Origin of the sequence: Parabacteroides leei (genome assembly GCF_023369805.1) — a bacterium.
In the GTDB taxonomy this organism is placed as follows: domain Bacteria; phylum Bacteroidota; class Bacteroidia; order Bacteroidales; family Tannerellaceae; genus Parabacteroides; species Parabacteroides leei.
Window position 1 is genome coordinate 1 of sequence record NZ_JAMBQG010000045.1, and the last position, 1,729, is coordinate 1,729.

1 protein-coding gene is annotated in these 1,729 nt (G+C 40.8%); it reads left to right on the plus strand.

From position 1 onward, the window contains the following. Nucleotides 1-247 precede the first annotated feature (247 nt). Nucleotides 248-1,288 carry a PDDEXK nuclease domain-containing protein gene (locus tag M1P97_RS26140; protein ID WP_044193049.1) on the plus strand — a complete coding sequence of 347 codons (1,041 nt, stop codon included), beginning with the start codon at nt 248-250 and terminating at the stop codon, nt 1,286-1,288. The last annotated feature ends 441 nt before the right edge of the window (nt 1,289-1,729 follow it).

The following is a 1,729-nucleotide window of genomic DNA, read 5'->3' on the forward strand; positions in this document are numbered from 1 at the left end:
TTTCCCTCTTTTCTTCTGATGGTTTTAAGGGATTTTTTCGGTTCTATAAACGGGATTTTATTTCATTGAAAAAACATGTCAAAACAGCGTTCTGCTTTTATAGGGTTGCCACATTCCCTTTTATCCGATTACAGGAAAGCCCCGATAAAGAAAGCCCCTCTGTTCCTGCGGAGCGTGAAAGAAAGTAATCCCCTTGTTTTCAAGTCGTTTTAAATTACTACCTTTGCGTACAAATTATTGGAATGACATGGCGACAAATGGAGAAATAACAAAAGGAATCAGCACCCTTTACGACACGATTAACCGGATAATCGAAGAGGCACGTGCTGCGGTTTACCGCACCGCCAATATTACGATGGTCAGGGCATACTGGCATATCGGCAGAGTAATCGTCGAAGAAGAACAAAAGGGAAAAGAAAGGGCGGAATATGGCAAACAGGTTCTCAAACAATTATCCCAAAAACTGACTAAAAAACACGGTCGTGGCTTTGATGAAAGTAACCTGCGCCACATGCGTAACTTTTACCTCGTTTATCCAAAATGTGACGCACTGCGTCCTGAATTGAGTTGGACGCATTACCGCCTGCTTTTAAAGGTAGGGAACGGGCAGGCAAGGCTGTTTTACATGCAGGAAACCATAGATTGCAACTGGAGTACGAGAACGCTTGAACGGCAAATCGGCAACCTCTATTACGAACGGATGCTTATGAGCCACAATACCCAAATAGTCAAGGATGAAGCTGCCGAAAAAGAAATCAGGCAAGAGCCGAAAGACATTATCAAAGACCCTTATGTACTGGAATTTTTAGGCTTAAAGGATAATACGGACTTTAGGGAGAATGAACTGGAACAGGCAATTATAGATAAGTTGCAGAACTTCTTGCAGGAATTAGGCAAGGGCTTCGCTTTTGTGGGGCGCCAGTACCGACTTACCACCGACACGGGCAAACACTTTTATGCGGACTTGGTATTTTATAACTATATACTCAAATTCTTTTTAATCATAGACTTGAAAGCCGAACCGCTTACCCATCAGGATATCGGGCAGATGGATATGTATGTACGCTATTTTGAGGAAAAGATGCGGCAGGAAACCGATAATCCGACAATCGGGCTTATCCTATGTACCGAAAAAGACAAGACCATTGTAAAATATAGCCTGCTCAATGACAGCAACCAGATTTTTGCATCCAAATACATGCTTTATCTGCCGACAGAACAGGAACTCAAAAAAGAGATAGAACGACAACGGGTACAGATAGAGCAAGAAAGGAAACTGAATCAATAAAGAGCAAAACTCCTTGTCTTGCAGAAAAGAAAGCCCCCAAATAGAATTAGTCATGCAAGAACATGTCTTAATGAACGAACCATGGATAGGGCATGTTCTTTGGGGCTATCTGTAACGTATGAAAGCCCCCAATCACAAAAATAGAATCAGTAAATTTAAAAGTGTCAATTTTTGGCAGGGGTAATCTCTATTTATCCCCTTCTTTTGATGTCACGCATTTTTGTTAAAAGAAATACTTCTTGTACTTATCCTTATAGACCGACCTCTGAGTTGTTCAATAGCTTCATACCTGTTCCCTCCTTTAAATGGGTTGAATAAAGGAAATCCCTATAAAGAAAGCCCCAATCATCAGATTATAAAAAAAAGAGAAAAACGGACAAATATACATGAAAAACGAAGCATGACCCAATCCCTTAAAACCATCAGAAGAAAAGAGGGAAA

Coding starts and splice junctions, on each gene's coding strand:
- M1P97_RS26140 (WP_044193049.1), top strand. CDS start 248: ATGGCGACAAATGGAGAAATAACAAAAGGAATCAGCACCCTTTACGAC.